Consider the following 22,080-nt stretch of genomic DNA (forward strand, 5'->3'; position numbering starts at 1 on the left):
CAGTGTCAAAGGAAGGGGGCTTGATAAAGTTGTTATTTCTCAAACACTTCCATGGCCAGCAGTACCTTAAACGGTTTATTTTCTGTTTGTTCTACCCGCCGGGTGTTTAGAATCATTCTGCGGTACCCAATCACGGGAAACTCGTGCTCCAGCGCTACGTTCTTTATTTCCGCTTCGTTTGTCATGAGCTGGGTCATAAGCTTTCGTAGCTCTGGAATGTCCCACTGGCCGTTGCCCAGGTGGTAGAGCCACTGGCCCTTTAACAGCTCTGGAATAAGCTGGAACGTTTGGGCAAAGGCATTGCTGGCGCATTCTACCCGCAGTTGCCCGTCCAGTACTAGCAGCGGTTGCTGAATAATGTCTATGATGTTGGCGGCGTACAGGCTGGTGGCGGCTACGCTGGCCTCCAGGTTTTTGAAATTGGTGATGTTGGTGAACGTAACCACCGCGCCGTCTATGAAGTTGTCTGCCGTACGGTAGGGGAGCACCCGCATAGAGTACCAGTGCTGCTCATCTTTGGTTTGCAGGTGCACTTCTTTGCTGCGCAGGCGGTCCAAGACTTCTTTAATGTCCTCTTCTATGTTCTGGTATTTGAGGTTAGAGGCAATGTGCGTGATGGAGCGCCCTACGTCTGACCTGATGACGTTGAAAATCTGGGTGGCCTGCGGCGTAAAGTTTTTGATGTTGAGCTGGTTGTCCAGGAAGATGGTGGCTATCTCGGTGCTGTCCAACAGGTTCTTCATGTCATTGTTGGAATTGGTCAGCTCCTCGGTTTTGATCTGGTACTGGAGGTTGATGGTCATAAGTTCCTCGTTCAGAGACTGCGTCTCCTCTTTGTTGGTCATGGCCTCCTCGTTGGTGCTTTGTAATTCCTCGTTCGCAGACTGCAGTTCTTCATTGGTAGACTTGAGCTCTTCCAGTGACGAGTTCATTTCTTCAATGGTGTTCTGCAGGCGCTGTTTGGTGTAGAGCAGCTCTTTCTCCAGTTCGGCAATGCGGGCATCTTTCAAAGAAGCTTCATCGGCAGAGTCTTTGCGGCCTTTACGGGGTTTAGGTGCAGGCATGTCCTCCAGGGTAACCATGAGCATGCCCCTAATGGGATCTGCCTCCTGCAAAGGAGTAACCGTGAGTTTCACGTGCTGGATGCCAAGGTCGGTTTTCACGGCTATGTTTTCGGCGGAAACCTTTTCTCCCAGCACTGCTGCCCGGTTTACCAGGTTGTTCATTTCAAAGGTGAGCCCTTCGCGGGCCATGTTAAACACATTGAGCGTGGCCTGGCCTTGGGCGGGTTCCAGGTATTTGCCGGTGCGCCCGTGTACGTAGAAAATTTCTCCTTTTGTGTTGACAATAAGGTAGGAGGGGCAAATTGTTGCAACATGACCCGTTGCACCACCCGGCTCAAACTGGATTCTCTCTTCACAAAGGCCTGGGGCTCTGGGTTAGGTTTCACGGATTCAATGGATTTAAAAGTGAACGGGAATTCTGTAAGGCGGCCCACCGGAAGGATGGTTTCATCGCGCCTAGAAATTTTCCATTTGGTGTCAAGGGTGGTAAATAAATCCGGGAAGCCAGATTGGGTCTCTGAGGAACCTAAGAACAGTAGCCCGTTGGGGTTAAGCGCGTAGTGGAAAACCGGAAACAGCTTTTTCTGCAGTTCAGCGGAAAGATAGATGAGCAGGTTACGGCAGGTGAGCAGGTCCAGCTTGGTGAAAGGCGCGTCACGGTTAATGTTGTGCACGGCAAACACCACCTTCTCGCGTAGTTCTTTCTTGATGTAGTACTGGTTGTCTATTTTAATGAAAAACCGGTTCAGGCGCTCCGGAGAGACATCGGCGGTGATGTTTTCCTGGTAACAGGCGGCACGGGCCCGTTCAATGGCTTCGGGGTCAATGTCTGAGGCAAAAACCTGTATGGTCAGGTTCTTGCCCAATTTCTCCATGCCCTCCTGCAGGAGCATGGCAATGGAGTAAGCCTCCTCGCCGGTGGAGCAACCCGCCACCCAGGCCCGTACGATATCGCCGTCTAGCTTGTGGCGCAGCATCTCGGGCAGGTATTTCTCCTGAAGCAGGGCAAAGGCCTCTGCATCTCTGAAGAACTTGGTCACGCCAATGAGCAACTCCTTGAAGAGCTGTTCCACTTCCAGCGGATTTTCCTGCAGTAACTGTACGTACTCAGAGAATTGAGTGAGCTGGTGGCTGGTCATGCGCCGCTCAATGCGCCGGAAAATAGTATTGCGCTTATACAGCGAGAAGTCATGCCCGGTTTTGCTGCGGATAAGCTCAAAGATCTTCTGCAGCATTTGGGTAGACTTGTGCGCCTCTATCATGTTCTTGGTCTTGATAGGCGGCATCTTGGCATAGGCTACCAGTTTTTGGGGCATTTCTTCCACGGGAAGTACATAGTCCACAAACTCGGTCTTGATGGCATTGCGGGGCATGGAGTCAAACCGGGCGGTGTTGGGGTCTTGCACCATCACCATGCCAAAGTTTTCCATGATCATCTTCACGCCCAGCGTTCCGTCTGCCCCCATGCCCGAGAGAATGGCGCCAATGGCGTGCTCGCGGCGGTTCACGGCCAAGCTCTGGAAAAAGTAGTCTATAGGCATGCGCTGGCCGTTGGGCTGCTCTGGCTCTATCAACCTGAAGTGGCCCCTTTCCAGCGCGGTTTCCTGGTGCGAAGGCACTACGTACACGTGCTCCGGTTCTACTTTCAAACCGTCTGTAATCTCCAGCACGGGCAATGACGTGTACCGCTTGATGATTTCGGTCATCATGCCTTTCTGGGTAGGGTCAAGGTGGGGCACCACCACGTAGGCCATGCCCGTGCCAGAAGGCAGGTGTTGGAAGAACGCCTCAAACCCCTCCAGTGATCCGGCAGAGCCGCCCAAGGCCACAATCTGGAAATCGTGGCTCGGGGTGTCCATCGGAATTATTTCTTTGTGAAACTCCTTCAGCCGGATGTCTTGCGCAGCAGCGGGCCGTGAAAAGGGCGAAGGGTTTTCTGTTTCTGTTCTTTCCATAAAGTTTGTACGTAAAAGGAAGCGCCTGGTCTTTAGCCCCATAGGGTCTGCACAACATCAACAACGCCTTGGAGGCGGGCATAGACCTGTAGCTGGCCTTTCCTTCTTTTTCCAAGGTACAACAAATCCCTTGCTCCTTTTCTACAACTAGTACTTGTTTGGGTGAGAAACCGCATTAATACGGAAGCACCCCAGGCGTTTTATTCCTGATTTTTGGAAAGTGGGGCCAAAACAAATCTGCAGCTTGGTTGTTTTCTCCCGTTTGCACGTAAGCATAGAAACAGGTTGCCTGTATTAACCAACCCAGCTAACCCAACGAACATGAAACTACCGCATCATGATATCATAGTGATTGGCACCTCGGCAGGGGGAATGGCCGTTCTCTGTGAATTAATGGACCAACTTCCGCAGGATCTGCCCGCCTCCATTTTTATAGTGCAACACCTGGCCAGAAACTCCAACTCCAACGTGCTGGTGGAGCGCCTGAACAAGACCTCTAAACTCATCTGCCAGGTGGCCGCGCACGAGCAAACCATTGAAAACGGAAACGTCTACTTTGTGCCCCAAGACCACCACCTGCTGCTGCAGAAAGGCCGCATGCTGGTGACCAAAGGTCCGCGCGAGAACCTGTTCAGGCCCGCCATTGATCCTTTGTTCCGGTCGGCGGCCGCGGCCTATGGTCCCCGCGTGATTGGCATTGTGCTCACCGGCATGCTGCAAGACGGCACCGTGGGCATGGAGATGATCAAGCGCAGCGGTGGCATCACCATTGTGCAGAAACCCGAGGAAGCCGAGTACCCAGACATGCCCCTGAGCGTGCTCAATGAGATAGAAGTAGACTATGTGGTCAACGTAGCCGAGATGGGGCAATTGCTGGAGGAACTGGTGTTTGTGCCCTCCTCCCCAGATGCGGAGGCCCCCGAGGATATTGTCTATGAAGCCAACATTGCCGAGCGCCTCATGCTGGACTCCGGCGAAATTGAAAATACCGAGCTGATGGGGTCACGATCCCATTTCTCCTGTCCATCCTGCGGAGGCGCGTTGTGGGAGGTGAGCAAAGGCAATGTCACCCATTACCGGTGCCATGTGGGGCACGCCTTTACCCCCGAGGCCTACCTGAACGCCAACGTAGAGTCTATTGAAGAGACCCTCTGGATTGCCCTGCGCATGCTGGAGGAACGCCGCACCATGCTCAGCGCCATGGCCGACCAGGACCGCCGCAAAGGCCATAACTACTGGTCAGAAGCCCAGGAAGAACGCGCCAACGAATTAAAGCAGCATATTTCCCGCATCCGGCATTTGCTCATGACCAACGCCAACGCCCGGCACCGGCATGACGGCCCAGACGAGAAAGAAGTAGGCTGATTTGAGGGCCTTTTCAGAAAACCAGGCCTAAAAGACCGGCTTCAAGCTTCTTTTCTTCTTTTCCAATGGCCTTGTAAACGGGCTTTCCAGGTTTATGGAACTGGCTTTTCTTCCATTCAAAAGGGAGGAGCGGTGCTAATCTGGTCGGGGTTTAAACTGCTATAACTCAGTTGAAACTGAAGAGAATTCAGGATTTTGGCTTGTTTTCGGGGTGGTTTCTAGAAGATATGGGGTAAATAACATAAACATTACCGTATTTATACAACCCTGCCAAATGATTTCCGTTGAATTAGGGGAACAAGGAGGACAGGTATGAAAAAGGAAGAGAAGGTTCTGAAAGTGATCTATAAATTAGTACAAGGAGACAGTTCGCCGGTGCATTTGCCCGTTTCACCGGTGGCGGTAAGTGAAACCGCTGACATGGCCATTGACCAGGTGCAAGCCTGCTGCAAAACCCTGGAAACCCACGGGTACCTGATGAGCAGCAAAGGCCCTCGGGAACGTACGTATTATTACATCACCAAAGCCGGGTTGTCTGAAGCCGTGAACCCCACGTTACCCCTGTACGTTAGTTCATCTTCTACCCCCCAGAACAGGACAAGAGCTTAACTCAATACGATATATCCTGAGCAAGGAAAAGCTTCGGTATTAAGGGCGTTTTTACAAAAACACCCTTAATACCGAAGCTTTTTTATGGGCCCTTTTGTCCGTGATTTCCTTCTGGTCTCCCTTTCCTGAAAACAGCTTAAAACCGCTTCAGTCCTCTTTTTCTATTCAGGAGAGAAGGGGTAAGCCCCAGCGCTTTCAGGCTGGTTTTTGAAAAACAGCCTGAAAGCGCTGGGGCTCGATTTTCTGGTTTTATCTTACCGTAAGAGGAAGGGGAGGTACAGCAAAGGTCTGGGCTCTATTCTTTTTCCCAGTTGCCGTCCTCGTCTCTCCAGATGGCCAGGTAAGTGGGGTCGTTGTTTCTCTTGCAGGCCCTGAACATGAGACTGGTTTCAAAGCTGAACTCCACGTTGCCCTCTGGGTCCATGGCAATAAAATTTCGGTCGCCCTCAATTCGGTCTTTGTACACCTCCATGGCTTCTTTGGCGGCCTCTTTCAGCGACAGATTCTTATATTTCATCAGCGCATAGACCTCATGGGCCACGTTGGCCCGCATGATGCCTTCGCCGTCTCCGGTGCAGGAAACAGCCACTACCTCGTTGTTGGCGTAGGTACCGGAACCAATGATAGGAGAGTCGCCTACCCGGCCGGGGTACTGGTTTTCCAAACCGCCGGTAGAGGTGGCAGCGGCCAGGTTGCCGTCCATGTCCAGAGCCACAGCGCCTACTGTGTCTTTCAACAGCTCATCTTTTTCTTTCTTTTTCGCCTTCTTCAGGGACTTTATCTTTTCCTCGGTTTTGAAATAGTCATCGCCTTTCATCTCCAGTTCCTGTTCCCGGGCGAACTCCTCGGCGCCCACACTGGTGAGCAACACGTGTTTGGAGCGTTCCATAATGGTTTTAGCCAAGGTAATAGGGTGTTTCACATGTTTAACCCCAGACACTGCCCCGGCCTGCATATTTTTCCCGTCCATGATGGAGGCATCAAACTCAATGCTCTCGTCTTTGGCCAGGCTTCCGCCACGGCCCGCGTTGAAAAGTTGGTTATTTTCCATGCTTCTTACGGCGGCTTCTACTGCGTCCACCGCGCTTCCACCGGCTTCCAGCACGTGCCATCCGGCCATCAGGGCATTGTCAAGCCCTTGCCGGTAAGCGGCCTCTTTTGCTTCGCCAATGTCTTCGCGGCTTTGGTTTTCAGCGCCTCCATGAATTGCAATCACCCAATTTTTCTTCATAACGGTAGTGTCTTATCGGTTTTATTAAGTTCAGGCCCTACAACCTGGCTGTTTGGATGTACGGGAAGGATAGACCTCGGTTGGCCTGATAAATACTGAAATAAAACTGATGTTTTACGGATACAAGCCCGCCCCTTGGGCTTTGCCGCAGGTTAGGGTATGCCACTTTTCTAAACCGCCTCTCCGAATGCTTTTATTTCTAACTTCTTACCCGTTGGAAAGAAGAGCAGTAGAAAAATCCCGTGTTTTAACCTGTGATTTCCCGTGTTTGTTCAGGCACTTTTAGGGGGCAGTTAAGCGTATGACAAGAACAGGTGCCATCCCTGCAGGATCTATCCCTTTGATGGGATTGGATTTAGTAGGGTCGCCAAAGAGCATTAAAAAATAGGGGTATGGTTTTACATCCAAAACTTAAAAAGGCCTGGCGAAGGATTGCTGGGGCAGCAAAGCTATTGAAACAACACCGGTACTGGTGCTTTCATGCCGGGAATACCCGCCGTATGCGAAAAAGGCTCCGGGCTGCCGCTTAATCTACTTAGAAAGGAAAGAGAACCTATTTAAAGGGCTGTTTTATGCAAAAAATTATAACAGAGAAGATTGGTGAGAAAGTGGTGATCCTGCTGCAGGAAGACCTGGATGCTTCTGACCTCCGGTTAACCAGATGGTTGCAAAACGCCGGTTCCGCTAGCCAGGAATTCCATCTCTGGATAGACTGCTCCAGCCTGGAGTGCATTAAATCTAAAGGTGTCTGCCACTTCATCAATCAATTGCTTTTGCTCAAGAACCAGCACGTACACATCACTCTTTTGAATTTGGGTACCCACTATCGGCAGATGTTAGAACTGCTGGGGGTAAATTCCTTTTTCAAAGAAGTACCAGATTTTGAAGAAGCCTACCATTTGGTTCAGGCCTCTTAAATGCCTTGTAAGTTCAAGGGCCTTCAGAGCAGGGGTGCACGATGCCTACCGTTTTAGAGGTGATTTACAGAAAACGAGATAGATACGGAGGGTAAGAACAGCATGGGCCTTGAGCAATTCAAAGACCTGAAAGAGGCGCTGACCTTTTTACAAGAGCAAGGGTATTCCCAGTCATTTAGTTGCTGCCCGGAAGGGTGGCAAAGCCCCGAAACCAAAGAAGTGTTCTCGCCCGAGGACCTTCAGGTAGAGATGTGCCAACGGTTTCAGGTTTACCTGGGTGCCCACCACCTGGCGGTTCTGTACGTGGTAAAAGCACCCAACGGAACCAAAGGTGTCATCATTGACAACTGCACCACCTACGGAGATGCCCTATTTGGTGAGTTTCTGTTGCGCATGAAACTCCACAAGACCGTTCGTTCCTCCCAACAGCCTAAGTAAGCCAACAGATAACCTGGTCCCGCTTGGATATACCCAAACCCTTTCCATTTACCAGGCTTCTTTAATAAAGCAATAAAGCGCCTAACAAGCACAGAATTTTTTCGATAAAAACAGAATGGAATTATTGTCAGAAGAAAGGCTTCTGTGGGTTTAATGATTTGCATTATACGAATTCTAAGTAAGTGCCAGGGGAAACTTGGAAAAATTATTTTTATAAAAAGGTTGTTTTTGTAAAACTTGTGCCCTTACCTTTAGGGCATCTTTATTGGAGATTTATAAAGAAGAGGCGAGAGAGCAGGCTCCAAGACCCTCTAGCAACCTTCGGCCCGGCCGAAAAGGTGCTAACACCTGCCCATTTGTTGGGAACTATAAATAATTGACCATGCAACCACAGATTTTGCAACCTCGCTTGACCTCTGACAGCCATCCTGCCTCCCGGCAGTTCCTGCACATGCAGGCTTGTTGTTGCTGTTAGAGCTGGCGCCACCTCCTTCTTTCCTGGCGTAACCTTGGTCACCTTTCGGTGAGGCACGCCTATGTATTCCTGTTTCTTAACACAATTACCCCTATGAACCATTCTTTACCTTCCTCTTCCCCGGAAGACCATGCTCTCACCGGAGCATTTTACTTGTCTTCCGCTGCTGCTCTAACCAGAAACACTGTGCCTGCCTGCACCCGAATGTGCTGTTGTTGATACAGGTTTCTCTAGGGCTAAAACCATAGTTTCCTTTCTGTCTTGAAATCACCGGTATCGTCCTGAGGCCGGGTAGAAATAATCTTGTCTTTATTATTTTATAAAAATGAAAACGTATACAAGTAGTACTCTAAAAAGTCTAGTAAGTCTAGGGGTATTATTAGCAATATTGCTGACCCATGCTGCTTTTGCCCAGGCGCAGACCGTTACCGGGCAGGTAACGGGTGCCAAAGGCAATGAAGCCCTGGCGGGCGTAAGCGTGGTCCTGAAAGGCACTACCAGCGGTACCTTCACCAACGCCGAGGGGCGCTTCTCCATCCCAGTCAAATCCGGCCAGACACTGGTGTTTTCCAGTATCGGGTATACTTCTCTAGAGGCTGTGGTGAATGGAAGCACCGTGAACGTGACCTTGAAAGAAGACACCAAAAGCCTGGAAGAAATTGTGGTGGTAGGCTACGGAACGCAGTCGCAGCGGGCGGTTTCCAGCTCGGTGAGCACCGTGAACGTGGAAGACCTGCGGGGCTTACCGGTTACTTCCCCAGACCAATTGATCCAGGGGAAAGCGGCCGGGGTGCAGATTTCCTCAGCCAGCGGTGCGCCGGGCGGTGGTATCAGCGTGAGTGTGCGCGGGGCTACTTCCATTAACGCCAGCAATTCTCCTTTATATGTGATTGACGGAGTGTTCATCAACAACCAGTCGCTGAGCAACCTGGGCCTGGGCGGACAGACCTTCAACCCGCTGGCGGATTTGAACCCGGCGGATATTGAAAGCATCCAGGTACTGAAAGATGCCAATGCCACGGCTATTTACGGGTCAAGGGGAGCCAACGGTGTGGTATTGATCACCACTAAGCGCGGCAAACTGAACGCGGGCTCCAAGATTAGTTTCCAGACCTACTTCGGTTGGGCCAAGGCGCCTAAGCTCTACGAAACCGTGAACGCTCAGCAGGAGGCCGAACTCATCAACGAGGCGTTCCTGAACGATGGCGGCGCTTTCGCTTCCCGTCCGTTTCGTCCCAAAGCCGAGGGTGGCCGCGGTTTGCCTGAGGAGCAGACCACATATTCCCGTATTCCGGATGTGTTCCAGACCGCCAAAACCCAGAGCTATGATTTGTCGGCTTCGGGTGGGTCAGACAAAAGCCGGTACTTTATTGGCGGCAGCTATTTCTCGCAGGAAGGGATTGTGAAACCGGCCCAGTTTGAGCGTTTCAGCGGTCGGTTTAACTTTGACCATAACCTTAGTGAGAAACTGACGGTGGGCATCAGTGCCTCGGGAGCGTACAGCCACCGCAACGTGAGCCGCAACGACAACAGCGCGCAGGGCGTGATCAACTCTTCTTTGTACGTGCAGACGTTTTTGCCCGTGTTCAATGAGGACGGCAGCTACGCCCGCCACAGCATCTTTGACAACCACCTGGCGCTTATTGAGAACCTGAACATGCAGGGGCACAGCAACCGCCTCATCGGGAACCTGTACGCCGAGTACGAGATTCTGCCGGGCTTGTCATTTAAATCCAGCTGGAGCCTGGATTACAACAGTTACATTGACAAGGTCTACAACAACACCCAAATTAGCGTGGGCCTTCCCGCCGGGAACGGCAGCAACACCCAATCCAGCCTAGTGACACTTATCAATGAGCAGGTCTTGACCTACAACAAAGCCCTTGGCGATGACCACCGTTTGAACCTGGTTTTGGGAAATACCCTCCAAAGCACCAAATACAACTTCCTGACGCTCTCAGGCCAGAAATTCCCGAGCGATAATTTCCAGGAAATCGCTTCTTCGTCCATCCAGACGGGCAGCACCAGTTCCAGCCAGAATGGCTTGGTGTCTTTCTTCGGGAGGGCGAGTTACACGTTCAGAGACAAGTACAGCCTGGATGGTAGCCTCCGCGCCGATGGTTCTTCTAAGTTCGCTGCGGGCAATAAATGGGGCTACTTCCCGTCGGTAGGGGCAGCCTGGATTATCTCAGAAGAGGCCTTCGCGAAAAGCCTGCCGTTTGACCAGATCAAGCTGCGCGCCAACATCGGGTTGTCAGGTAACCAGAACGGCATCAGCGATTTCCCCTCGCAGAGTTTGTGGAGAGCCGGTAGAAACTACCAGAACAACCCAGGCATCAGCCCGAGCCAGTTGGGCAACCCCGATCTGACCTGGGAGACTACCCGCCAGTGGAACGTGGGTCTGGACTTGGCGTTCCTGCAGAACCGCATCAAAGTGGAGGCCAATTACTACAGCAAATACACCAAAGACCTGTTGATTCAGGTGCCGGTGCCGTCCAAACTGGGCTACTCCAGCGTGTATGAGAACCTGGGCGAGGTGAGCAACAAAGGGGTGGAGCTGAGCATTTCCTCGGTGAACATCCAGAAAGATGATTTCCAGTGGTCCACGGACTTCAACATCGCCAGAAACAAGAACCGCATTGAGAAACTGCCTACGCCTATCACCGCCCACTCCCGCGACTGGGTGCGGATGGAGCAAGGCAATTCGCTCTTCGCTTTCTGGGTGTATGACCAACTGTATGTAGACCCGCAGACCGGCGATGCCGTGTACGATGACGTGGACAAAAACGGCACCATCACCACCGCCGACCGCAAGATTCTGGGCAATGGCGCCCCGGATTTCTTCGGGAGCTTGAACAACACCGTGCGCTTCAAGCGGTTCGATTTAGGGGCCCTTTTGTATTTTCAGTCCGGAAACGACATCATCAACCTGAACCGTTTCTTTCTGGAGCACGGCGGTACCCAGAGCGGCATCACCTTCTTCCCGAACCAGCTGAACAGATGGCAAAAGCCCGGCGACATCACGGATGTGCCCCGTCTGACCAAGAAGGGCAACAACTACACCCTGCCCAGCAGCCGCTACTTGGAAGACGGTTCCTTCCTGCGCCTGCGCTCCATCACCCTGGGCTACAACGTGCCTACCGAGCTGGTGAACCGCTTCAAAATCTCCAACCTGCGCCTGTACGCCCTGGCCACCAACCTCTGGACGCTCACCAACTACAGCGGCCTTGACCCCGAGGTGAACGTAGCCGCGAACAACCAGAACGTGCTGGGCATTGACCACGCCGTGGTGCCGCAGCCCAGAAGTTTCCAAATAGGTGCCAATGTTACTTTCTAAAAAACAGCCATGAAAACGATTCTTACTTCCTATAAAACCTTTGTCTTAGCCGCCGCCGTCCTCTTCTCTAGTTGCGATTTGCTGGAGCCGGATCCGGCCACCGAGGTCTTGTCTTCCACTGCCCTGGTAGATGCCCGTGGTGCCCAGGCTGCCTTACTTGGTACTTACAGCGAGCTCCAAAGCAACAGCTACTATGGCCTGGATTATCCGGCTTTGTCTTACCTGTCCTCAGACGAGGCAGAGTCCATCGGGTCCTTTGACTTCTACCGGCAGTTTGACCGCAACGGCATCCAGTCAGAGAACAGCTCTATCCTGAGCACCTGGCGGCAGATTTACCGCGTGATCAACCTCGCCAACAACCTCATTGCCGATGTGCCGGCCATCCAGGACCCAGCCTTAACCGATAACCTCCGGAAAAGCATCCTAGCTGAAGCCCATTTCCTGCGCGGCTTGGCGTACTTTGACATCGCCCGGGCCTGGGGCGGCGCCCAGTTGGTTCTCACACCAACAGATTCTAAACTGGACGGACAAGGCATCGGGCGGTCCACCAAAGCCGAAACCTACGCCCAGGTGCTGTCAGACTTGAACCAAGCCGAGCAGTTTTTCACCGAGGTGGAGAACGGAGCCGTGGGAGCTTCCTACACTACACCCGCCCGTGCCTCCTTGCTGGCCGTCTGGGCCCTGAAAGCCCGCTTCTACCTCTACCAGGAAAACTGGACCGAGGCCGAGAACTACGCGACCAAGGTGATTGAAGTGAAAAAAGCCCAGCTGGTGTTCCCGTACGAGCAAACCATCCAGGGTCTGCTCACCCCGGAAAGCATCCTGGAACTGGCCTACACCACCGCCAACGGCAACAGCCACGCGTCTTATTGGCTGCCCAGCTCAAGCGGCGGTCGCCTGGAGTGGATTCCTGGCCAAACTATCACCAGCGAGTTGCGCAACCCAGCCGTGGGTGGAGCCCGTAGCATCCTCATCGGGACCTCCGGTGCCATTGTCTACGGCAAAAAATACTTCCGGAACGGTACCAGCGATGACCCTGCATTCCTGCTGAGAATCTCCGAACAGTACCTCATTCGCGCTGAAGCCCGCGTGAAGAAAGCCGCTCCTGACCTGGCAGGCGCCCTAGCCGATGTGAACGCCATACGGGAAAGAGCCCGCCTAGAGAAACTGACCTTGACTGATGCACCAGGGCTGTTGCTGGCCATAGAGCAGGAACGCAAACTGGAACTCGCCTTTGAAGGCCACCGCTGGTTTGACCTCATCCGCACCGGCCGCGCCCAAGCCGTGCTAGGCATCACGGACCCCAACAAGTTCCTGTACCCCATTCCTAATGCTGACATTGTCGCTGACCCAGACCTGGGACCGGAAGACCAGAACCCAGGATATTGATTGTAATTCTTTCTTTGCTTGTGAAAAGGAGTGCCGCCCTGCGGTACTCCTTTTTTTTTACGATGTTTTGGGACTGTTTTTAGGAAAAGGGGTTTAAAGCAGTGTTGTATTTGAGGGTTTGAACAATTAAAGGGGTAGACTTGGAGTAGGTTGGAGCTTTGGATTGATGTGTATTCTATTGATACCTTATTTGTGAGTAAATTGTGGTTGTATAATGATCTAACAAAAGCATAATGATTAGATTAAAAGTTATAGAATGCAGTTTTACTACTGAGCATGGTTGGTTATTTAGTTTACAGGACGGTGAAGGTAAATGCCATTATCTAATGGATAGTAGTTTTTACGCTGAACACAATCTTAAAGCACCAATTACAAGACATCACTTGGATTCACTTGACATTGGTCATTCCCTGCTTTCCGAATCTACTATCATTGGAGGGTTGCACATTGTAACAACAGTAAAGTGAAAGTGCATTGCTCTTCCAGAGTTTCCTCTTGAAGAAAACTGCTGGGGAGTTCAACTCCCGAAGAGCTGTACTTTTGTTTTTCGGCATTTTACTTCCTCGCGATTAAAAGACAAATGTGGTGATGCGTTTTGTGGTCATTTTCCCAAAAAGAGGCTCTAAACATCCTATTGCCACTTGATGATTTACCTACTTTGCCGACATGCTGATAGTCTTTTCTGAAGTTCTAGCGAGTTACCCGTACTTCCTTTCACAATTAGAACAGCACAAAAAAGCGGCTACCGAAGGGTAGCCGCTTTTAAATAAATAATCCTGTAAGTATAACCCTGTTGTCATCCTAGAAGGATCTTGTGGGCAAGCTAGAAAGTCGTTTAGTTGACGCTATTGCCGTTCGCCACCAAGATCCTTACAGGATGACAATAAAACAAAGTATATCTGTTTTGATGCCTTGTGCTTAACAGGTCAGGCTCTATTCCTCTTCCTCTGCCCCAGCAGGTACACCACCAACGGTTTTAATAATGTTGCCAAAGAACAGGGCGTTGAAGAACAGGCGGTTGGTGCCGTACCAGCTTCCCCGGAAATTAGGGTTGTCAGCAAAAAGCACCACGGTGCCCTGGCCTTGGTTCTGCGCTAACAAGGAAGCGGAGTTGGCGATTTTCTTCAGGTTGGCTTTAGACACGTACCCACTTTGTAGCGGATTAGCGGTGTACTGGGCCACCGTTTCATACGAATTCTTGCTAGGAGCCAGGAATACGCTGCTGTTGCGGTACACGCTCAGTTTACGCGAGGTGTAGCCGAAGGCCAGCGGGTGGGTGATATCCAAGTCAGTCTCGTAAATAGAGCCGCCTACTGATTTGGCGCCTTCCAGTTCACGGGCGTTGACGTAGCCCTGGCGCACAGTTTTCGTGGCAGTATCAGCGGGAGAGATAAGGCGGGCATTGGCGATGCCTTGTTTGATGGCCCACTCAGAGGCGGTTTTGAACGTAATCAAAGTGCCGCCTTCGGTCACCCAGCGCTTCAGCTTGTCCACGGTGTTTTTGTCCAGGCTATTGTAGGATCCGCTCACCAGCACGATGGTGTTGTAACGGGCCAAAGGCAGGCGTGGGAAAGAGCTGAACTCGGCTTTGGTGATAGGCATCTTCAACTGCGAATCCAACAGGAACCACACCTCTCCGGCCTCCGGGCCCATCACGCCGTTGCCTACCAGCATCAGCGCCTCGGGTTTGCGGATGGTCTGGATGTTGCTGCTGCCTAAGTCAATGCCTTTCGCGCTGAACCCGCTGTTCACTGAGGCGATGTTGATTTTGCGGTCCGCAACTACTTTCTGGATGGCTTTGTACAGTGAATCACCAGAGATTTTCTGAGAAGCTACCGGAATGGTGATGGCACCCGGCAGATAGTCTTTGGCTCCGGCCGTTGTGTTAGCCGTGAAAGGTTTCAGAGCGGTTTGGGCGATTACGCCCAAGGATTGCAGTTGGTACAGGGCACCGGCGGTGTTGTAATCGGTCCAGTCTAGCAGGTAGGCGTAGTTGCTTTTTGGAGGAGCAGTGGCGGTGAGAGCGGGGAGCGTAGCTACACGGCTTCCGCGGTTCACGGGTTTGGTCGCGCCCACGTGTGGCAGGCCATAAGCCAGGGCCAGGGTCCAGGTGGAGGCATCGTAGAACACGCTGTCGGGGAGATTGGTGTTCTTCGCGAAGATGGATTCTACCAGGCGGTACTGCGGTTGCTCGGTGGGCACTACAAAGGATTTCCCTTTCTCAAAGGCGGTGCCGTTGATGGTCTGGTTACCCGGCAGTTCATACACCTCAATTTTGTGGGCCAGAAGCAGTTCCGTGAAATTACGCAGGCGGGTGGCATCGTGCTTCTCGCCGTACACGTAGGCTTTCACCGGGTTCTTACGGCCATCGGCGATGCCGGATTTATAGAACTCTCGCTGGTGTTTCAGGAAAGTTTCCCGATTCTCCACGGCGCCTTTCACGGTAGCCAAACCGGTGCTCAGGTGGTTCCGGATCCCGAAGGCGAAGGTCAGCACGCCAGTGGAGTTCTCCTGGCGGTTGCCGCGGGAACTGGCTTGCTCAGTGGTGATGCCCACGCCACCCTGGAAATCAGGATAAGTGGAGCCGTAGCCGGGATAGATATTGTCGTACTGCTCTTTGGTGAAATACAGCGACCCGATCTCGTCCAGCGCGGCGGCGTGGTACTTGGCGATGATCACGTTTAGGTTGTCATAGGTGCTGCGGGGCACCAGATAGTTCTCAGAGCCGTAGGGTTTGCTGGGCTCAAAGTAGTAGGTGGAGTTGGTGCCCATCTCGTGGAAGTCGATGACTACGTTAGGCAGCCACTCATGGTAAAATTTCAGGCGGTTTTTACTTTCCACGTGCGCAATGGGTAGCCAGTCGCGGTTCAGGTCAAACCAGTAATGGTTGCCACGGCCGCCGGGCCACACCTCGTTGTGCTCCCAATCGGCGGGGTCAGCTACGGATGGGTCGCTCTGGTGCACGTTGATCCAGTTGGCGTGGCGGTCACGGCCATCGGGGTTATGAGCAGGGTCGAGCAAAATAACGGCCTCTTTCAACGCACGTTGCGTTTCCGGGTCTTGGTTGGCGGTGTAGTAGTAGGCGGTGAGGAGGGAGGCTTCCAGGCTGGAGGCCTCGTTGCCGTGCACGCTGTAGCCCAGGTTCACGAACACCGGCGCAGTGCCCAGGTTAGGCAGTGGTTTGGAAACATCGGCGAGTTGCAGGTGTTCTTTGCGGATGTCCTCCAGGCGGGTGTGGTTCTCAGGCGAGGTGATGATGGCCACCACCTGCGGCCGCAGTTCATAGGTAAACCCAATGGTCTGCACTTTCACTTTGTCTGATAACCGGTCCAGTTCTTTGAGGTAAGCCACCGATTGCTCGTAGCGGCTGTGGCGTTCACCTATGCCGTAGCCCAGAAACTGCTCGGGCGTAGGAATGGCGGTGTCAAAATTCTTCGTCTTCGGGAAATAATAGCTGCTTTGCGCCAGGGCTGGAACGATGGTCAGAACCCAGGCGGCCAGGACCAGAAGTGGCCTGTAAGTACGTAAGGATGATTTCATGTTGTTTTAAAGGTGATTTTCAAAAAATGGGTTAAAAGCGTAGCGGTGAGGAAAGACATTTCCGCAACAGCAAAGGGAGAGGAAGCGGAAGAGCGCCGCCAGGGTAGAGGAGAGGCAGGCGTGCAAAGAGTGCGTCCAGGCAAAGGCCGGTTTCTTTGCCCTTGCCTCCGCAAGTGCCGTGTACATAAGGAATGAAACTGAAATTGAGTCTTAGAAAATAGAGCTGCGCTGCATCAGCGCAGGATGGTAGAAGCCCGGGAGCCCGGAAAATCTAAGGAAACTAACAGTAACAACAAGAAGGCATACAGGCAGTGGAGTCGCCTGAAGCAGTAGAGAATGAAAGAAGATTTGCGCTGTAAAGGTTGTGGCTGCTGCTACTCATGGTCTGAAAACTTATATTTCCCATTTGGCTGGGCAGGAGTTAGCACCTTTTTAACTTAGTTAACGGTTGCTAGAGGTTCTCAGAGCCTGCTCTCTCCCCTCTTCGGTATAATTTCAGGGGCTAAGGTAGAAAGCAGGTGGTTATATAGCAAAAGAAATATAGAATATTTGAAGTTTGCGGACCGATCAAGCAAAGGCTTGGTGAACAGCTGTTTTGGAGAGCGTTTATTAGCCCTTTCTGTAAAAAGAGGCAGAAAACCCCGGGGCTGATGCACCAAACCCCGTGGAAGTAAAGCAAAGGAAATCCCTTGTTAACTTATAAGAGATGCCTCCAGGAAGAAATGAATCCCCATGCTGGAACCAGGCTGGATTTAGGTTAAAAATGTCATCTCGTTCCAAAGCCGGGTAAATTCCCGGGCATAGCCTGCCACTACTTGCGGGTCTGAGGTAACCAGCACGTTTTCGTGGTTGTAAAGTGCTGCGCTGCGGGTCCAGTTGTAGGAGCCGGTGAGGACCTGGGTATTATCCACGAGGACAAATTTATGGTGCATGTGGTTGGTAGTGTTGTCCACCTTTACTTTGATGCCCGCCTGGGCCAGTTGTCGGATGTCTGAGCCCTTATCAAACAGTTTCTCGTTGTCGGTGAGCAGCTGAATCTTGATGCCCTTGCGGTGCGCCGCCAGAATGGCCTGCGTGATGCGATCATCGGAAATGGTGAACACGCAGATTCTCAGGGACGATTTTGCGGCCCTTAGGCATTCCTGAATCGCGGATAAACAGTCTTCGCCGGGGCTGAAGTAGGCGGCGCTTTTTCCTTTGGGAGCACTCTTGAACAGAGAAAAAACAGATTTCACGCAGGATAGGGTTAGGGGTTCAGATGGGAAAGATACCCTTTTAGCGGCTATTGGGTTGCGTCCCTAAGAGAAAGCCTCCATTTAACCTTGTTTTAAAGCTGATTTTCAGAAAGAAGGCCAAAAGCCTGTGGGCGTACCGGACAGCCTGTGGGTTGTTTGGACCTGAAATCGGCTTGTAAAACCTGTGGTCGGCTTGATTTAAGGCTAAGTAACTGGTTGTTATATAGGGTTAAATCTATAAATGGAAAGTAGCTGAGAATGAAAGAGAAGTGAGCAGTTGCATCGGGAATGAGCCGAAAATTCAAGATTCCTGCATGAAACTCTTTCGTTTTTGTCTTTCTCCCGTGGCCGGAAATCATTAATTTTAACTTTATCCGTTAGATGATTGAAGCAAACCGATCTTATATGAAAGCTTTTTTCCTTTCCCTCTTTTTAAGTGTATTCGTGTTGATGACCGGTCAGGCCCAGACGCCTGCGCCCGCCAAAGACAGAACCAGATACACTTTGCAGCAACAATTCAGCGCCCTGAAGTTCAAGTCTTCCACGGAGATGAAATACAACCAGCCGCACAAGGTGGTGAAGCAAGCCAACCTGGATGCCTTCTTCAAGAATGTGCAGGACACCCTGCGGGCGCGGAAACAGAGCATTAAGAACGCCGGAAAGGAGACAGCCGTGAAACTGGCCCAGACCCAAAAGGAACTCGCCGATCAGAAGTTGCAGGTGCAAGCCTTGCAGGAGGTGAACGCCCAAAAGGAAAAACAGATTCAGCAGGGCGCACATGACGTGGCTAGCCTGTCGGTGCTGGGCATTGACATGGACAAGCAGGTGTACGTGATTGTGAGTTTGGTGATTATTTTGGCGTTGGCAGCTATTGCGGCGGCGTTCGCCTTTATGTACAAAAACAGCAACCGCGTGACCGAAGAGAAAATAAGGGCCTACGATGAACTCACCGAGGAATTCAAAACCCACAAACAACTGGCCCGCGAAAAAGAAATCAAACTGAAGCGCGAGCAGCAGTCTGAGGCCAACAAGGTGGAGGAACTGAAGCAGCAACTGGCCCAACTGAGACACTAAGCAAAGCTGCAGCATAATTTGCGATAGGCGCCGAAGCGCTTCGTTTAGAAAGAAACGGAGCGCTTCGGCGCCTTCTTCGTTTAGGGCCTCTTTTCCGTAAATCGGCCTGAAAACAGAATTTGATCGTCTTGCCTTGATTTCCGGCAATAACCCCTAAATTGTCCGGTCAATAAAGCGAAAAAAATTCCGTTTAGCACCTGATATGGATTTAACTGAACCACGAATCCCCGAGGCGCCGGCCTCTAAGGGACACCCTAAGCAGCTCTACATGCTCTTCTTCACCGAGATGTGGGAGCGCTTCTCTTTCTACGGCATGAAAGCCCTGCTGCTGGCTTACATGATCACTGAACTCAAATTTGATGAACCCAAAGGCTACGCCATCCTGGGCTCGTACGCGGCGCTGGTGTACACCATGCCCATGTTCGGGGGCATGATGAGTGACCGGTTTCTGGGTGGGCGCAAGGCCGTGATGTACGGCGGAATTCTCATGACCATCGGGCATTTGGTGTTGGCGGTGCCGCAGGACTGGAGTTTCTTCTACGGAATGGCTTTCATCATCTGCGGAAACGGTTTCTTCAAACCCAACATCTCCAGCCTGGTTGGCACCCTGTACTCAGACAATGATCCCCGCAAAGACAGCGGGTTCTCCATATTCTACATGGGCATTAACATTGGCGCGGCCCTGGGCGGATTGCTTTGTGGGTACGTGGGGCAGCAGATAGACTGGCATTATGGCTTCGGGTTGGCCGGGCTGTTCATGATCCTGGGCTTGGTGGTGTTTGCCATAGGCAAGAAATCTTTGGGTGACCGGGGGCTTCCGCCTAATCCCGCCGATTTGAAGGCACCGGTGTTTGCGGGCATCAGCAAGGAAGTGGTGATTTACGTGGCTACCCTGGCGGTGATTCCGGTGATCGTGGCGCTTTTCAACCGCTATGAGATCATGGACTTCATTATGTTCGGGTTGGGGGCGCTTTCTATTCTGTACATCCTGTTCATTGCGTTTAAAATGGAGGCGGCAGCCCGGTTCAAGCTGTTTGCGGCTTTGGTGCTGATTGTGTTTTCGGCTTTGTTTTGGGCATTCTATGAGCAGAATGCCGGTTCTCTCAATCTCTTCGCCATGCGCAACGTGGACATGCACGTGGGCGGGGTAGAGCTTCCGGCCCTGGCCGTCAATAACTTTTTGCCTCCGGCCTGGGTGGTGATCCTTAGCTTTTTCTTTGCTTGGTTGTGGCCAACCCTCAACCGCCGGGGCATTGAACCGAATACTCCTACCAAGTTCGGGTTGTCGTTTGTGTTGGTAGGGTTGGGCTTCTACGTGTTCTACCTGGGGTGCGTCACTAGCCAGGGCAGCGGCCTCATTCCGTTGATCACTTTTGTTGCCGGGTACTTCTTCATTATCTGCGGGGAGATGTGTATTTCCCCCATCGGGTTATCCATGATCACCAAGTTGTCGCCCGCCCGCATCGTGGCCATGATGATGGGAATCTGGTTTTTCGCCAGCGCGGTAGGGGAGTTCCTGGCCAGCAAAATCGGGGCTTTGATGAGCGTGCCCGAGAACGTGGTTGATAATCCGGTGCTTTCCTTGCCGTACTATGCCCAGATCCTGAACCAGATAGGGCTTTGGTCTTTGGGCATTGGCGTGGTGTTGATTCTGTTCAACCGGGTTATCCGGAGGTGGATGGGCGAGGTGCGGTAAGCCTTCAGCCAGTACCTGCAAAAGAACGGGAGCCGGGATATTTCCTGCTCCCGTTCTTTTTTTTAACTTACCGCTACACACCTTAACCCGAACGAAACATGGAGTTAAACCAAAAGCTATTACGCCAGTTTGAGCAGGAGGCCGCCAACACCAGAAAGATGCTGGAACGGGTACCCGAAGAACACTTTGACTGGAAGCCGCACCCTAAAAGCATGTCTTTGAAAAGGCTGGCGGCGCATGTGGCCGAGTTGCCGGGACTGTTCATTGCCTCAGTGTTGAAGACGGACGAGTTGGATTTAAGTCCCGAGACTTATACCCCGTTTACCGGAACCACGCACCAGGAGTTAATGGCCCATTTTGAGGAAAACTACCAAAAAGCGGTAAAGGCCCTGAATGATACCAACGTGGTAGAGATTGGTAAAACCTGGACCCTACGCAGCAGCGGCCACGTCATAGCTTCCATGCCCAAGCAGGTCGTGATAAGGAACCTGGCCATGAACCACCTCATACACCATCGGGGGCAATTGAGTGTGTACCTGCGCCTGCTGGATGTTCCGGTGCCCGGCATGTACGGCCCCACCGCCGACGAGAAATTTGGAGGGTGACCCCCTGTCATGCTGAAGGTAAATCAATGGGCTGCTTTGAGGGTGTTTTAGAAAAACCGGCCTCAAAGCAGCTTTCTATGTGTTGAAACGTACTTGTCCATGAAAAAACTGTTACTGTTGTGGTCCTTGGTGGGCCTTTCTATTACCGCCGCCAGTCAATCAAAACCGATGGAAATACCACTGTACGAAGGCAAGATCCCCAACGAGGTGCCCGGCCCCAACCAGGAGAAAAAGGAAGTGAACCAGGACCGGGTGGAGATTATTTCACAGGTGCGGCAGCCTACGCTTACCGCCTATTTACCGGCCAAAGAGAAAGCGAACGGCACTGCCGTGGTTATCTGCCCGGGCGGAGGCTACGGCATACTGGCCTCGGGGCACGAGGGGGCAGACGTGGCCCGCAAATTCGCGGCCAATGGGGTGGCGGCTTTCGTGCTGAAGTACCGCCTGCCAGATCCAGCCATCACCTCCCAGCCCGAGATCACGCCGTTGCAGGATGCCCAACAGGCCTTGTACCAGGTGCGCAAACGAGCCAAAGAGTACAACATCAATCCGCAGCGGGTGGGCATCATGGGCTTTTCGGCGGGCGGACACCTGGCCTCCACCGCCGGCACCCACTTCACCAGACCGCAGATTCCAAACACGGAAAACGTATCCCTTCGGCCCGATTTCCTGGTGTTGATTTACCCGGTCATCAGCAGTGATCCTGCCCTTTGGCACCAGGGCTCTTTTGAGCGGCTTTTGGGAAAAGAGGCTTCAAAAGAGAAACTGCAGGCTTATTCCAATGAGTTGCAGGTGACGGCCCAGACACCGCCCACGTTCCTGGTACATGCCTCAGACGATGGTGCGGTGTCCTCAGAGAACAGCATCGTGTTCTACCAGGCCCTGCTTAAGCACAAGGTTCCCGCTGAACTGCACATCTATCAGGGAGGCGGTCACGGGTTCGGGATGATCAACAATACCACCAAAGACCTTTGGTTTGACCGTTGCCTGAATTGGCTGGGCAGCAACCAGCTTTTGGCACCCGTGAAGAAGTAAGTTCGGGCTGGCAGGAATAGAAGGATAGTATTTCTTCGGATTATTCTATCTCCGTATAAGCCGAATGCGTATACAGAAAATAAATAGTTGTTTTGCCGGTTTTCTGAATGAAATC

General features: G+C 52.2%; 15 protein-coding genes and 2 riboswitches. Of the genes, 10 read left to right on the plus strand and 5 right to left on the minus strand.

Features of this window, described 5'->3' with window-relative positions:
- Nucleotides 1-32 precede the first annotated feature (32 nt).
- Together EFB08_RS22050 and EFB08_RS22055 are read right to left on the minus strand one after the other, a co-directional pair.
- A complete protein-coding gene (locus EFB08_RS22050) occupies nucleotides 33-1,253 on the minus strand; it encodes a PAS domain-containing protein (RefSeq protein WP_123129156.1) in 1,221 nt (406 codons plus the stop codon).
- A complete protein-coding gene (locus tag EFB08_RS22055) occupies nucleotides 1,223-3,019 on the minus strand; it encodes a CheR family methyltransferase (RefSeq protein WP_165864999.1) in 1,797 nt (598 codons plus the stop codon). The genes EFB08_RS22050 and EFB08_RS22055 overlap by 31 nt, the downstream gene beginning before the upstream one ends.
- Before the next feature lie 321 nt (nucleotides 3,020-3,340).
- On the opposite strand from EFB08_RS22055, the gene EFB08_RS22060 reads away from it, so the two are divergent.
- On the plus strand, nucleotides 3,341-4,384 hold the full coding sequence (locus EFB08_RS22060) for a chemotaxis protein CheB (RefSeq protein ID WP_123129158.1): 1,044 nt from the start codon (nucleotides 3,341-3,343) through the stop codon (nucleotides 4,382-4,384).
- Between the two features lie 312 nt (nucleotides 4,385-4,696).
- On the plus strand, nucleotides 4,697-4,993 hold the full coding sequence (locus tag EFB08_RS22065; RefSeq protein ID WP_123129159.1) for a hypothetical protein: 297 nt from the start codon (nucleotides 4,697-4,699) through the stop codon (nucleotides 4,991-4,993).
- Nucleotides 4,994-5,288: 295 nt separating this feature from the next.
- On the opposite strand, the gene EFB08_RS22070 is transcribed toward EFB08_RS22065, so the two are convergent.
- Nucleotides 5,289-6,224 (minus strand): isoaspartyl peptidase/L-asparaginase family protein, encoded by a 936-nt coding sequence (locus EFB08_RS22070; protein ID WP_123129160.1) that lies wholly within the window; start codon nucleotides 6,222-6,224, stop codon nucleotides 5,289-5,291.
- A 572-nt stretch (nucleotides 6,225-6,796) separates the two neighbouring features.
- Between EFB08_RS22070 and EFB08_RS22075 the strand changes: the two genes are divergently transcribed.
- From EFB08_RS22075 to EFB08_RS22090, 4 genes are all read left to right on the plus strand, one after another.
- Nucleotides 6,797-7,141: an STAS domain-containing protein gene (locus EFB08_RS22075; protein WP_123129161.1), complete on the plus strand. Its 345-nt coding sequence runs from the start codon at nucleotides 6,797-6,799 to the stop codon at nucleotides 7,139-7,141.
- 102 nt (nucleotides 7,142-7,243) lie between these two features.
- Complete coding sequence (locus EFB08_RS22080) at nucleotides 7,244-7,579, plus strand: hypothetical protein (RefSeq protein WP_123129162.1); 336 nt, start codon at nucleotides 7,244-7,246, stop codon at nucleotides 7,577-7,579.
- Nucleotides 7,580-7,849: 270 nt separating this feature from the next.
- Nucleotides 7,850-7,954: riboswitch (SAM riboswitch) on the plus strand.
- Nucleotides 7,955-8,442: 488 nt separating this feature from the next.
- A complete protein-coding gene (locus tag EFB08_RS22085; RefSeq protein ID WP_227006436.1) occupies nucleotides 8,443-11,391 on the plus strand; it encodes a SusC/RagA family TonB-linked outer membrane protein in 2,949 nt (982 codons plus the stop codon).
- Between the two features lie 9 nt (nucleotides 11,392-11,400).
- Nucleotides 11,401-12,780, plus strand: a complete 1,380-nt coding sequence (locus EFB08_RS22090; protein ID WP_123129164.1) for a RagB/SusD family nutrient uptake outer membrane protein — start codon at nucleotides 11,401-11,403, stop codon at nucleotides 12,778-12,780.
- A 933-nt stretch (nucleotides 12,781-13,713) separates the two neighbouring features.
- On the opposite strand, the gene EFB08_RS22095 is transcribed toward EFB08_RS22090, so the two are convergent.
- Both EFB08_RS22095 and EFB08_RS22100 read right to left on the minus strand, forming a co-directional pair.
- Nucleotides 13,714-16,320, minus strand: a complete 2,607-nt coding sequence (locus EFB08_RS22095) for a M14 family metallopeptidase (protein ID WP_123129165.1) — start codon at nucleotides 16,318-16,320, stop codon at nucleotides 13,714-13,716.
- Between the two features lie 390 nt (nucleotides 16,321-16,710).
- Nucleotides 16,711-16,816: riboswitch (SAM riboswitch) on the minus strand.
- 256 nt (nucleotides 16,817-17,072) lie between these two features.
- Nucleotides 17,073-17,555: a phospholipase D-like domain-containing protein gene (locus EFB08_RS22100; RefSeq protein ID WP_165865000.1), complete on the minus strand. Its 483-nt coding sequence runs from the start codon at nucleotides 17,553-17,555 to the stop codon at nucleotides 17,073-17,075.
- A gap of 405 nt (nucleotides 17,556-17,960) precedes the next feature.
- Between EFB08_RS22100 and EFB08_RS22110 the strand changes: the two genes are divergently transcribed.
- The 4 genes from EFB08_RS22110 (at nucleotide 17,961) to EFB08_RS22125 (ending at nucleotide 21,965) form a co-directional block, all read left to right on the plus strand.
- A complete protein-coding gene (locus EFB08_RS22110) occupies nucleotides 17,961-18,629 on the plus strand; it encodes a hypothetical protein (protein WP_123129168.1) in 669 nt (222 codons plus the stop codon).
- A 202-nt stretch (nucleotides 18,630-18,831) separates the two neighbouring features.
- Nucleotides 18,832-20,325: a peptide MFS transporter gene (locus EFB08_RS22115; RefSeq protein WP_123129169.1), complete on the plus strand. Its 1,494-nt coding sequence runs from the start codon at nucleotides 18,832-18,834 to the stop codon at nucleotides 20,323-20,325.
- Nucleotides 20,326-20,423: 98 nt separating this feature from the next.
- A complete protein-coding gene (locus EFB08_RS22120; protein WP_123129170.1) occupies nucleotides 20,424-20,930 on the plus strand; it encodes a DinB family protein in 507 nt (168 codons plus the stop codon).
- 99 nt (nucleotides 20,931-21,029) lie between these two features.
- Nucleotides 21,030-21,965 (plus strand): alpha/beta hydrolase, encoded by a 936-nt coding sequence (locus EFB08_RS22125; protein WP_123129171.1) that lies wholly within the window; start codon nucleotides 21,030-21,032, stop codon nucleotides 21,963-21,965.
- Nucleotides 21,966-22,080: the final 115 nt, after the last annotated feature.

The organism is Rufibacter latericius, assembly GCF_003721515.1.
In the GTDB taxonomy this organism is placed as follows: Bacteria; Bacteroidota; Bacteroidia; order Cytophagales; family Hymenobacteraceae; genus Nibribacter; species Nibribacter latericius.